The following is an 11,754-nucleotide window of genomic DNA, read 5'->3' as shown; positions in this document are numbered from 1 at the left end:
TGGTGTGGGAGGGGAGGAACCGCAAGGTTCCCCCCTATCCCGATTTCCTGGTATAGAACCTTACCGGTTACAGGTTGGCTTTGAGACCCACGGTCAGCATCAGCATGTTCAGATCGGCGCCGGCTGCAGGCTTCGGCGCGCGGGCGACCAGCCCCTCGCCGCCCTTGTATGCAAGCGTTTCACCCGCCGCCTCGAAATACTTCTGGTACTCGGCCTTCGCCGTGAGCGAGAGGCGCTCCGAGACGGCGTATTCAGCACCAAGGTCCACACCAACCATCCAATCGGGAGCGAAATCCTCGGTGAATAGAAGGTCCCGCAGGTTATGATGGTCCTTGGCCTTCACAACGACAAACGGACTGGTGATAACCTCACCGGTCACGCGCCAGGATCCGGCCGTATAGGTCGCGCCCAGGCCAACATAAGGAGTGTGCCACCATTGCTGGTAAGCGATACCGAGTTCATGCGGGTCGAACGTGCCGACCTTGTCCCTGAAGCCATCCTTCGAATAGATGTAGTTCCCGCCGTAAACGTTCATCTTGGTGGTCAGGAAGCGATAGCCGGCCAAGGCGTCGAGGGCGAGGCCGTTCTGCTCATAGAAACGAGCTGCGCCGCCGATATCGATCTGGAAGGCTTTGGCGAGCCTCGTATCCGAATGGGAGGACCAATGGGACCAGCTGTCAAAACCGTTATAGCCACGCAACCAGTCGAAATCGTCCATGGCATTATCGGAGGCAATCACGGACCATCCCCCGGCACGCAGCGAAAGCCAGTCGAGCGCCTGATAGGACAGGCGTCCACCCAGGACAGCCGCGTTGTCGATCTGCCAGTTGAGCTGGCTCAGCTTCGATCCGTCGACCGGAACGCGATAAACGTACTCGCCGGCAATGCCCGCGAGATAACCGCTGAACACCTCGGCTGAGAACAGCGGGCTCGAGGACACTGCCGCGATCGGGGCCTGCTGAGTTCCGAGATCGGTGGCATAAGCAGGCGAAAGCCCTGCCGCGAGGCCTAACGGCATTGCCGCGCTGCAGAGCGCGACAAGTGCTCTTGTCGATTCACTCACGAGATAACTCCTAAGGTAAGTCTGACCTGTTCAAGGATCATTGTCTGCGTATGTCGTCTTCAACGCGTTGTTTCACGCAGTATGCGACTGCATCACCACACAGCGCTCACCGGGCTCCGCGCGCCGCATCATTGAGCTGAACTGGATGTGCTCGAAACGGCATCGTCAACTGAACGAGGCTACTTGCCTTGCTGAAGATTTCGGCTGGGAGCCGGCGCCGTCCTTATCAATGGGACAGGGCTGGCCGGGAGGGCCTGAACGAGGGCTTCTCGGCTTAAGGTGACGGTGCTGTCCTGACATATTGCTTTCCTTCCTTTGGTCCATCGACCGCGCGGTTACTCAAACCATGACGATCCGGTCGGCCGCTCCTGCCGCCTCGTACTGAAGGGTGCAAACTTCGTGCCAACTGCGCCCAAAGCGCCTCAGAAAAGATGTTGTGCAGATTATTCAAGGGCTTCCATGAGAGCGCGGCAGGCGCCGGGCCGCACAGCACCGTGTCGCGGACTCGACAAACCCGACAGCAGGTGTCAGAGGTCTGGCGTTTGTCCAGGGATGGCGGACATGGGGGATCAACTGAACCGGCTGCGAGGGTGATGTCACGTTAACCCGAGGAGACCGCAATTTGCTCTGTCCCCGCTCTTTCAGGCGAGGACGCCCGCCGCGGCTTTCCATGCCGCCATGGCTTGTAGGCAGTGAAGGTGGGTGGCGAGGGCAGACCGGTGCGAGTGGGACGAAACGAACAAGTTCCTGACGGCTGAAAAGACGGAGGTGAACCGCTGCAGGCCTCCCGCGGACCGAAAGCCTTTATCATCCACTCCCGCTTTCTCAGCGGAAGATGCGAATTCTCGGCCCTGTTGTTCAGATGGGGATTGCCTAATCACAACTCATTGATCAAGTCCTTTCTCGTAATTGCTCAACGATGTCATTGCCGGTCTTGTGACCGGCAAAGACGGGAGGCCGATATTGCGGCTGTGCTGCTTATTCGTTTGGTGCCACTGATGGCCGGCTGCCGGAAGCAGGGTTGTCTTCGCGGTCGCCCTGCTTCCGCAAGAGACGCTTCGGCAAGCGCTTGGCGGCCTGGGTGTCGCGGCGGTCCTGGACGACCTCATCAAGCACATGGCCGTCCTGATCAACCGCCCGCCAGAGCCAGTGTTTCTGGCCCGAGATCGTGACCACGACCTCATCCAAGTGCCAGATATCGCGGCGGCTCGGCGGCTTGCGCCTGAGACGACGCGCGTACGCCGGCCCGAACTTCAGCGCCCAGCGGCGGACCGTCTCGGAGGAGACGACGATGCCGCGCTCCAACAGCATCTCCTCCACCATCCGCAGGCTCAGGGGAAACCGGAAGTACAACCACACCGCATGGGCGATGATCTCAGGCGGAAAGCGATGGCGTTTGTCGCTGACGGGGTTGGGCATACCGGCCCGTCTACACGGTCGCGGTCAAACCCGAGTTAACGTGACAACACCGTCTACGCTAACCTGCGAGGGCAACTCCCGTGGCATCGCGCCAGATGGAAAAGGCGTGATCGCGCGCAGCCCGATACTCACCGGCAGAGAGGCGATGGTAGCGGAGTTGAAAGTTGTTGTGGATCGGGGTGTGGGTGGCGAGGAATCGCTGAGCGTGCCGGCATGACTTAAACTGTCTCATATGGCGTTCCCGCCGTCGGGCTGGTTGGTGCGAGACCTCACAACGATTGTTCAGATTTCGGCTCTGTCGATGCTCAATGCTCAAAAGGATCTCGCGTTTGGCGGCGCCATAGGACCTGAGTTTGTCCGTCACGAGTACCCGCGGCACATAGCATAAACCCTTCAGCAGCTTCCGAAAGAACCGCTTGGCCGCTGTCGTGTGACGACGCCCCTGAACCAAAACATCGAGCACGCTCCCGTGCTGATCAACGGCTCGCCAGAGATAGCGCAGCTTGCCTCGTATCCGGATGAACACTTCATCTAAAAACCATTTGTCTCCCGGTTTCGGCCCGCGCCGCTTGAGGCTGTTGGCATAGGTATGTCCAAAACGCAGACCCCACTCGCGGATCGTCTCGTTGCTGACCACGACACCTCGTGCGGCGAGGATCAGTTCGACTTCACGCAGGCTCAGGCTGAAGCAGTCATACATCCAGACCGCCTGATTGATGATCTCAGAAGCCGCGGTACGGTTTTGGGGTTGTGCTCATGCCCGAGACCCTGCCATAGGCCGCAAGTCCTTGCCAACCTCACAGGACCCTCGTGAGAACTGGCTCGAGGCGTACCGCTATCTCACAATGGATGATCTGAAGGAGCACAATAAGGATCAACTTCGCGAAGCCGCTTAGCCAGCCTGACCGGCCGCCCCGCTTTGCGGAACTTGACGCATACAATCCCGACAAGCTAACAGACTGAGGTGTGACAGGCCTCGTCAACGGCTGTTGCGTCCGGTGACGGCGCAGGCTGAGGTTGTTCTAGCTGCCGTGTAGCGGACTTTGCGCGAGAGCGGCATCATCGCCGTTGCCCGACCCGTCCTGCTTCCGGCGGCGACAAACTAGGAGGCATGCAATGACAGACGCGATGCACCATCTCCCTGGAGGCTTGATGCCCCTTCACGATCAGCACTCGCACCGGATGCCCCATTGGTGCTGGGCCGCTCCAGTGGCAGGAGCCCTTCTGATCCTTGCGAAGCTGGCCGGATGGGCGAGCGTCGAGAGCTGGCCCATCCTGATCCTGGCCATCGCGCTGCTGGGCGGCTCGGTCTTCTCGGCGGTCCATCACGCGGAGATCCTCGCCATCCGGATCGGCGAGCCGTTCGGCTCCATCCTGCTCGCCCTTGCGATCACCACACTGGAGGTCGGCCTGATCATCTCGGTTATGGTGACGGGGGGCGAGGGCGCCGGGGCCATTGCCCGCGACACCGTCTTTGCCGTCGTGATGATCGTCCTCAACGGGATCGTCGGCCTCTGTCTGGTCCTCGGTGCGCTCCGGCACTTCCAGCAGGAGTTTCGCTTGCAAAGCGCCTCGGCTATCCTGAGCGTCATCGCAACGCTGGCGGTCGTGTCGCTGATCCTGCCCAACTTCACCCTGACCACAGCCGGACCGACCTACGCGCCGAGCCAGCTTCTCTTTTGCGGCACGGTCTCCCTCGCCTTGTACGTCACCTTCGTGTTCATCCAGACCTTCCGTCATCGCGAGGACTTCGTGATGGTCGGCGACAGCCATGAGCATGGCGCGAAACCGGACGCTGTCGCGACCACCCTGAGTGCCGTCCTGCTCGTGGTCAGCCTCGGCGCCGTCATTCTGCTCGCCAAGTCGCTATCGCCGATCGTCGAGGGCGCGATCCTCCGCGCCGGCCTGGAAGTGGAGGTGGTCGGGGTGGTGATCGCCCTGGTCGTGCTACTGCCGGAGGGCCTGACAGCCATCAAGGCGGCCAAGGCGAATCGATTGCAGACGGCTCTCAATGCATCGCTCGGGTCGGCCCTCGCCAGCATCGGGTTGACGATCCCGATCGTCGGGATGGTCTCCGTTTATCTTGGCCAGTCCCTCACTCTAGGCCTGATCCCGGAGGGCATGGTGCTGCTTGTCCTGTCGCTGTTCGTCAGCACGCTGACCTTTGCGACGGGTCGCACTACGGTGCTCCAGGGTTCGGTTCACCTCGTGATTTTTGCCGTGTTCCTGTTCCTAACCGCTGTTCCATAGACGGATGAGGAGAAGTTCCAACAGGGGTCCTGAAAGCAACAGCGGCGACCTGTTGGCATCCGGAGGGACTGAAATCCACGGGGACCGTTCTCTTATTCCGGGGATTCTGGTCAAGCCCTTTGAGCGGCCCTTTCCGTCAGTTTGGCTGATATCACCTGTCGGGTCATGGTTCTCTCCGCGGTCGGCAGACACCGCCGCATGATGGGATCGGAAGCCTCAGCCTCGCCATGTTGCATACGCGGTCAATCTGCTCCCTGAGGTTCAGGTTTCAGGCCGCAACGGTGCCCACGCGATGGCTGCTGCCTCGTCCCGACAAGGGACATCGTACCGCCAGATCTGGCGGATCTCTTGAGGCGGCTACCTTATGCGGCCTGCCCGTCCTGACGCGCCCACCGGAAGTCCGTGTTGTCACGCCACATCCGGTGCAGGATCACCGCCAGTTTACGCGCGACCGCAACGGTCGCCTTCTTGCCGCCCACCTTCTTGGCGAGCCGGGTGCCCCAGGCTTTCAGCGCAGACCAGCGCGAGACCCGGTTCAGCACGATCCCGGCCGCTTCAAACAGATACGTGCGCAGCAACGGATCGCCGCACTTGGAGATCCGACCACTTCGGTCGATCTCGCCTGACTGATACCGTCGTGGAGTCAGGCCAAGGTAAGCCCCTACACTGGACGAGCTCGAGAATCGGTCTGGTGTGTCGATGACACTGATATAAGCCAACGCAACCAGAGAACCGACACCGGGAGCCGTCATCAGGCGTCGGGCCGCCTGATCCTGGCGCGCCAGCCCCGTGAGGCGACGGGAGAGGACGCCGATTTGTCGGCTGACCTCCTGCAAGGCGCTCAGGAGTGCCTCAACCGCATCCTTCAGCGGCCCATCGGCCACCAGTTCGCGCACACGGTCGATGAAGGGCTGACGGCCTCCCTTGCCAGCGACCAGACCAAAGGGCTTGAGCATGCCTCGGATCTGGTTGATCAGGTCCACGCGCACCTCCACCAAGCGAGCGCGTGAGCTGAGGAAGCTGCGGATCACCTGGCTATCCAGGCTCTTGACGGTGACCTCCCGGTACCAGCCCGTGCGCACGATCTGCGCCAGCCCCAGCGCATCATTGGGATCGGTCTTGTTCACCTGCAGCGACAGCGCCGCCTTCGCATGGCGCGCATCCAGGCAAATCACAGGCAAGCCGCGCTTCTTCAACTCATGCCAGTGCCAGGTCGACAGTGGGCCGCTTTCCAGGCCAATGCGCTCGACATGCGTGGCTCTCGCTTTAACGACTGCAGCAATGGCCTCGGGCGTCGAGGCGCATTTGCCACGCCAGAGCGCCTTCCCATGCTCGTCGACAATGCAGACGGCTGTCTGCTCCAGCGATACATCCAACCCGACATACTGCTTCATGAGGATACTCTCCGTTGGCTTCCAGTTTGGGCCTAATTACATCAGATCCTACTTTGCCGTCGAAGGGCACCAGGCCCGGAATAATCCCATGTTGCATTAACGCCGGCTGTATAACGAGGGGCGGTTTGTTAAGGTGCCGCTCCTGTGTCGCTGTTCGAGCGTCGCCGCTTTCCCGTCGAGATCATTCTGCTGTGCGTGCGCTGGTATTGCAAGTAGAAGAGTATGAGGAGTTGTGGGGCAATTAGGCAGCTACCCGGCCATCGCACCTAACATTGTCGTTCATGCCGGAATACCAGTGCTCGAATGTGGCACGCAGCGAGCCATCCAGGGTCTTGGTCCGCGTCTGCAGGAGCAGATGAGCCCCGCGTCGGCTCCACTGCATCTGCTGCTTCTGGGCAAAGCGCTTGCTGATCACCGCATTCACGGTCAACTCGACAAAAGCTGAGGAAATCCGCTCGCCGGACCGGTAGCGCTCGCCATAGTTGATCAAGCTGGCTTCGTTGCTGGCGATGTAGACCTGGGACTCCCGCATGGTGGTCCTGAACTTGCGCAGATTGGGGTAGCGATTGTCGAGAGCTTCGAGATCAAGCACCAGATCATCGATCGACTCACGAGCTCGGCAGGTGTTGCCATGCCAGAGGAACCATTTGATCTGGCGTAGTTCATCGAGCATCGCCATCCCGGCTTCCTTGTCGTGGTGCACCAAGCCCTGCGCAAACTGGCGCAGAACCGTGATCCGCATGGTGATGTGGATCCAGTCGAGCACATGCTCGCTGCACGGGCTGATCCGCTCAGCCAGAGCGCGGACCTCTTCACCGCCATCCATAATGACTGTCAGATCCTGATTGGCCTGCAGGCCCTGGCGCCTGAGAGGGTTGATGATGCGTTGCTGCGGCTTGTGATCATAGCTATGGACGAAGCCGATATACCGGGCCTCTCCCTCTTCGGGCATGGACCGGCCCACGATCAGCTCGAAGTTCCGCTTTCTGTCACTCCAGTCTCGGATGTAGCCGCCGTCCAGACCAATAGCCATACGGCCCTCGGGGGCGCCAGACCCTCCCAATCTCGAGGATCTGTGCCTTCCGTGAATGAGGCTCGCTGCTCAGCGAGATCGTCGCCGGATCATTGGTCTGTCGTTCCTGGGGAACGTAGTAGCGCGGGCTCTTGAGCTGGACATCTCCAAACAAGGTCCGGAAGGTGATCGGGTAGCTGCCCTTGCATCGGCAGCTATGACGGAATTTAGGTGATGGGGCCGATCAGGCGGCGCTGTTTGTCGGCAGCGGGATGACCTCGCTGCCGTCCTGGAATCTGACACCAGCGATCACCTTCGGCAACTGGTTTTCACCCATCAGCCGGCGCCAGGTTTTCGCAGCCGCCATGATGAGTTTGAACACCATCAGGCGAGCAGTCGTTGGAGACAGCGCGCCCTTGGTGCGCACGGTGCGGTGCCGCACGGTCGCAAACACGCTCTCAATCGGGTTCGTCGTGCGCAGATGGATCCAGTGCTCAGCCGGCCAGTCGAAGAAGGCTAGCAGCGCCCGCTGGTCCTTGCGCAGGCACTCCACCGCCTTCGGATAGCGTGCGCCATAGGCGTCCTCGAACAGATCGAGGGCGACCTCGGCCTGAGCGCGGGTCGGGGCGAGATAGATCTCCCGCAGGGCCCCCTTCATGCCGGGCTGCACGGACTTGGGCACCTTGTTGAGCACGTTCGCGGTCTTGTGCAGCCAGCAGCGTTGATGATGCGTGCCGGGAAAGAGCTCGTCGAGCGCCTTCCAGAAGCCCAGCGCTCCGTCTCCCACAGCAATGTGAGGCGCAATCGACAGACCCCGCCGCTTGATCTCGACCAGCAGCTCGCGCCAGCTCTGGGCACTCTCGCGCACGCCGGCCTGGAAGCCGATCAGCTCCTTCCTGCCCTCCGGGGTGGCGCCGATCAGCACCAGGATGCATTCAGCCTGGTCCGCCATCCGGGCCTGCAGGTAGACGCCGTCGGCCCAAACATAGACGTAGCGCCGAGCCGAGAGATCGCGGGCCTGCCAACGCTCGTACTCGCCCTGCCATTCGCCCGTGAGTCGGGTGACCACCGAGGGCGAGAGGTTGGGCGCATCCTGGCCGAGCAGGGCGGAGAGCGCCTCCTGGAAGTCGCCGGTCGAGAGCCCGCGCAGGTACAGGATCGGCAGCAGCGCATCCAAGCTTTTGGTGCGCCGCGCCCATTTCGGCAGGATCGCCGAGGTAAAGCGGATGCGGTCGGCATCATCCGTGGCGCCGCGGTCGCGGATCTTGACCCGGCGGACCGCCACCGGGCCGATGCAGGTCTGGAGCATGCGCTCGGGGCCATGCCCGTGCCGGACCAGGCGCTCGCGGCCGTCCGGCAGCTTGAGATCGCGCATGCTGGCCAGATAAGCCTCGGCCTCGCTCTCGATGGCTTGGGCCAGCAGCTTGCGCGCGCCGGCTCGGAGAAGATCGGTCAGGGGATCGTCGATCGTGTCGGGCTGACGAAGGCGGACAATGCTGGTAGTCTCGTTCATGACGTATCGCTCTCCTGGAGAGGTTCTGGCAGGCTCGACACCCGCCTCGATACGTCGCCTTTCTCAATCCGTCATCACCCATGTATGGATGCCCCCGTTCGCGCAAGGGATTTCTGAACAGCTTCGGCATGTGATCGGGTGCGGTCATGTATCAGGCCTTCTGTTGCGGCCATGATCATGCCGCTGGCCGGTATGGAGATACGCGGAGCAGGTGCAGATCAAATTCCCGAGCGCGAAGCTCTTTGGGTGATAATGCTTTTCCTGCTCCCGATCTGACCGATCGTTTTGCCCTTACTGTTCCTCGACCTCCTCACACGCCTGACGCACCGGCAGGATCGATGCCGGATCTCCCGATCACGACGCCGTTGCTGCCGGAACTCTGAAGTCCTCGCCTTTCGTCAGCATGGCCCAGGCGGACCGCGCCATCTTGTTCGCCAGCGCAATGGCCACGAGCATCCTCGGCTTGCGCGCCAGCATGCGGGCAAGCCAGGAGCCTTCCGGCGCGCTCTTGCGCCCTGCGCTCTTGACGACAGCCATCGCGCCGATGATGAGCAGACGTCGGATATCACGCTGGCCCATCTTCGAGGTGCGCCCGAGCACCTGCTTGCCGCCGGTGGAGTGCTGGACCGGGACAAGCCCGAGCCAGGCGGCGAAGTCGCGTCCGCGTCTGAAGCTCTCCATCGGCGGTGCGAAGGTTTCGATCGCCATTGCGGTGATCGGCCCGATCCCGGGCATGGTCTGCAGGCGTGACGTCGTCACCCCACGCGCGGCCTCGCGTTTCAACACCCTCTCGAGATCCGCGATCTTGCCGTCGAGGGCTGCGATCTGGTCGAGATAGAGGCGACCGAGTTCGACGACCAGTGGCTGAAGGGTCGTGTTGACGTCCTCGATCACATCGCTGAGCAGCTTCACTTTGGCTGTTCCCTGTGGCGCGACGACGCCGTGCTCGGCGAGATGCCCCCGCAGCGCATTGATCAGCTGCGTGCGTTGGCGCACGAGAAGATCCCGCGTGCGGAAGACCATCGCTCGCGCCTGCTGTTCCTCGGTTTTGACTGTGACGAACCGCATGGTCGGGCGTGCCGCCGCCTCGGCGATGGCCTCTGCGTCCGCCGCGTCGTTCTTCTGGCGCTTAACGAAAGGTTTTACATAGACCGGCGGGATGAGCCGCACTTCATGCCCGAGAACCTGAAGTTCGCGGCCCCAGTCATGCGCTGTGGCGCAGGCCTCCATCGCAACAATGCAACGTGGCTGCTTGGAGAAGAACGTCAGAACCTGCTGGCGGGTCAGTTTCCGGCGAAAGGCCACGCTCCCATCGGCGCGGGCGCCGTGCGCCTGAAAGACACGCTTTGCAAGGTCGAGACCAATGATGTTAACGTCTGTCACGGATGCCCTCTCCATTTGTGAATGATCCTCAGATCACCACCTTGGCACATTGTGATGCCGTCAGGAGGGGGCATCCACTCCATCAGGTTCCACCATAGCTGTGCACCGGAGCTTGCGACCACTAATCGCGCAGTGCCAGTGCTTCTCAAGCCAACCGTTGACCTGAGCCTCGACGATCCGCTGCTGAGCGGCTGCCAGCAGGGCCTTGCCCTGATCCTGCGTCTGCTCGGCCTGGACCTCCCGGTCCCCGATCACACCACCTTCTCGCGCCGCAGCGCTAACCTAACCGTCGCCAAGGCGGTGAGAACAGCAAGCAGGCCGGTGAGCGTGGTGATCGACCCACGGGCCTGAAGGTGGTCGGGTCCGGCGAATGGCAGCGCGAGAAGCATGGTGGCCAAGGGCACCGGACCTGGCGCAAGTTACACCTTGCTGTTGATCCCGACATCGGTGAGATCGTTGCTTCAGAGCTGACGACCACGGAAGACGGCGATGCCTCACAGGTCGGACCGCTGCTGGATCAGATCTCAGGCCCGATCGCTGCGATTACGGCCGATGGCGCGTACGATGGCGATCCCGTGTACCGCATCATCGCTCAGCGGGACCCTGCCGCCGCTGTGATCATCCCACCGCGATCGGCACCTCCGGATGATCCAGGAGCAGGGTCGGCTCAGCTGGCAGAAGGCGGTCAAGTATGGCCGCCGGTCGTTGAGCGAGGTGGCGATGATGCGCTACAAGACCGTAATGGGGCGCCGCCTCCACGCCCGAAGTCTGCCTCCGCAAAAGACCGAAGCCGCGGCTGGCTGCAAGATCGTCAACGTCATGACCCGCCTTGGCATGCCGGTATACCACCGCATCACCTGAGCCCCGACGTCAGGGCGTTAACGCGACCCCCATCTGAATTACGCACTAACGTCATGCTCCTGCGAGAAGATGAACAGGTCAGCACCAACGACAATGACGATGCCGACAAATGTCAGGGTACCAGGCCACTCGTGGAAGAAAGGCCCAATCCCCAGCGCCCACAGGATTTGACTGTACTGCGCCGACGACACCCGGTCCGCGGGGACATACGGCGTTGCGATCGTAAGCAGCGCCTGTGCGATAAACGTTGTCGCCGCAAAGGCGGTCAGAAGAAGCCACTGGTCTGACGTTGGCCAGGTGAAGCTAGGGATCATGAGAAGCCCGGACAAAGCTGCCGTTGACAGGAAGACGGTGCCAATGAGGGTGAACCGTTCTTCCGTATGCCCGATCATGCGGCCGGTGATCACGACGGCCGCTGAGCACAGCGCACTGGCGAGGGCTACAAAGTGCCAGGACAGAAGTTCCTCGAAACTTGGCTTCACGACCATGAGAACACCCAGGAAGGCCGCGCACAGGGCAAGCCCCCGGCGCCATCTGACTTGCTCCTTCAGCACGAAGGCCGACAGGATCGTGACCAGACTCGGCGTGAGGAACAGCAACGCGAAGGCCTCGGTATAAGGCAGGCGCCTGAACGTCATGACGCTGAGCGGGGTTGCCGCGGCGGCACACACGAGCCGGATCGCCATTAGCCAAGGCCTGTTCCAGCGCACGAGGTCAAAAACACGGCTGCCCGGCGTCATGAAGGCAGGCGCAAAGACCAGAGGAATGACGGAGCCGAAGAAAGTCACCTCAAACGGATCAAGGTCGCTCCCGATTTTCTTCACGACGACATCGCCCCACGCGAAGACCGCGAAGGCCA

Annotated in this window: 8 protein-coding genes and 3 pseudogenes; 3 read left to right on the top strand and 8 right to left on the bottom strand. The window is 61.7% G+C overall.

Going from position 1 to position 11,754, the window contains the following annotated elements; all coding sequences use genetic code 11:
* Nucleotides 1-67: 67 nt before the first annotated feature.
* From U0023_RS28995 to U0023_RS28980, 3 genes and pseudogenes are all read right to left on the bottom strand, one after another.
* Entirely contained in the window at nucleotides 68-1,063 is a 996-nt protein-coding gene (locus tag U0023_RS28995) for an omptin family outer membrane protease (protein ID WP_009495309.1), read from the bottom strand.
* A 641-nt stretch (nucleotides 1,064-1,704) separates the two neighbouring features.
* Nucleotides 1,705-2,482 (bottom strand): annotated as a pseudogene (locus U0023_RS35765) (IS6 family transposase).
* A 58-nt stretch (nucleotides 2,483-2,540) separates the two neighbouring features.
* The gene (locus tag U0023_RS28980; protein ID WP_154661346.1) at nucleotides 2,541-3,203 is read right to left on the bottom strand and encodes an IS6 family transposase; all 663 of its coding nucleotides are present in this window, start codon (nucleotides 3,201-3,203) and stop codon (nucleotides 2,541-2,543) included.
* A gap of 431 nt (nucleotides 3,204-3,634) precedes the next feature.
* On the opposite strand from U0023_RS28980, the gene U0023_RS28975 reads away from it, so the two are divergent.
* Nucleotides 3,635-4,732 carry a calcium:proton antiporter gene (locus U0023_RS28975; RefSeq protein ID WP_040639773.1) on the top strand — a complete coding sequence of 366 codons (1,098 nt, stop codon included), beginning with the start codon at nucleotides 3,635-3,637 and terminating at the stop codon, nucleotides 4,730-4,732.
* A 362-nt stretch (nucleotides 4,733-5,094) separates the two neighbouring features.
* On the opposite strand, the gene U0023_RS28970 is transcribed toward U0023_RS28975, so the two are convergent.
* The 4 genes and pseudogenes from U0023_RS28970 to U0023_RS28955 all read right to left on the bottom strand — a co-directional run bounded on the left by U0023_RS28970 (nucleotide 5,095) and on the right by U0023_RS28955 (nucleotide 10,034).
* Nucleotides 5,095-6,126, bottom strand: coding sequence for an IS110 family RNA-guided transposase (locus U0023_RS28970; RefSeq protein WP_322883817.1), 1,032 nt, complete (start codon nucleotides 6,124-6,126; stop codon nucleotides 5,095-5,097).
* A 241-nt stretch (nucleotides 6,127-6,367) separates the two neighbouring features.
* Nucleotides 6,368-7,349 (bottom strand): annotated as a pseudogene (locus tag U0023_RS28965) (ISKra4 family transposase); the annotation flags it as partial.
* A gap of 33 nt (nucleotides 7,350-7,382) precedes the next feature.
* Entirely contained in the window at nucleotides 7,383-8,651 is a 1,269-nt protein-coding gene (locus U0023_RS28960) for an IS256 family transposase (RefSeq protein ID WP_009489155.1), read from the bottom strand.
* Between the two features lie 354 nt (nucleotides 8,652-9,005).
* Nucleotides 9,006-10,034 (bottom strand): IS110 family RNA-guided transposase, encoded by a 1,029-nt coding sequence (locus U0023_RS28955; protein WP_040637926.1) that lies wholly within the window; start codon nucleotides 10,032-10,034, stop codon nucleotides 9,006-9,008.
* Between the two features lie 204 nt (nucleotides 10,035-10,238).
* On the opposite strand from U0023_RS28955, the pseudogene U0023_RS35760 reads away from it, so the two are divergent.
* Nucleotides 10,239-10,669, top strand: a pseudogene (locus U0023_RS35760) (transposase); the annotation flags it as partial.
* A gap of 10 nt (nucleotides 10,670-10,679) precedes the next feature.
* Nucleotides 10,680-10,895 carry a hypothetical protein gene (locus U0023_RS35755; protein ID WP_009495298.1) on the top strand — a complete coding sequence of 72 codons (216 nt, stop codon included), beginning with the start codon at nucleotides 10,680-10,682 and terminating at the stop codon, nucleotides 10,893-10,895.
* A gap of 38 nt (nucleotides 10,896-10,933) precedes the next feature.
* Here U0023_RS35755 and U0023_RS28945 read toward each other — a convergent pair whose 3' ends face one another.
* Complete coding sequence (locus U0023_RS28945; RefSeq protein WP_245273185.1) at nucleotides 10,934-11,719, bottom strand: DMT family transporter; 786 nt, start codon at nucleotides 11,717-11,719, stop codon at nucleotides 10,934-10,936.
* Between the last annotated feature and the right edge of the window lie 35 nt (nucleotides 11,720-11,754).

This window comes from Microvirga lotononidis (genome assembly GCF_034627025.1).
GTDB lineage: Bacteria > Pseudomonadota > Alphaproteobacteria > Rhizobiales > Beijerinckiaceae > Microvirga > Microvirga lotononidis.
This window is presented reverse-complemented; position numbering and strand designations above follow the sequence as displayed.